The organism is Vibrio sp. DNB22_10_4 (genome assembly GCF_052879755.1).
Genome location: NZ_JBNNXW010000055.1, coordinates 1 through 278, shown reverse-complemented (window position 1 = coordinate 278; position 278 = coordinate 1). Strand labels below are relative to the sequence as shown.

Genomic DNA, 278 nt, shown 5'->3' with positions numbered 1-278 from the left:
ATCCAGTTCGACGTTGCGCGTACACGCCTGCCCGACTGGCACTTCGACGTGGAAGCCGGCGCGCGCCGCCTGCGCGAGCAACTGGGCGTCGCAAGCCTCGTCGCCTTCGGCGCGGAAACGTTGACGGCGGCACTGGCCGCGGCAGGCGCATTGCTGAACTACGCGGCGGCCACGCAGGGCCAGTCGCTGCGGCACGTGATCGGCCTGACCGTCGAACACGAAAGCGAATTCATCGGCCTGGACACCGCCACGCGCCGCAATCTGGAACTGACGGAAAC

Annotated in this window: 1 pseudogene; it reads left to right on the top strand. The window is 68.0% G+C overall.

The features are described 5' to 3' along the window. Window positions 1–278: pseudogene (locus ACVA6Q_RS24635) on the top strand (DNA mismatch repair protein MutS); the annotation flags it as partial.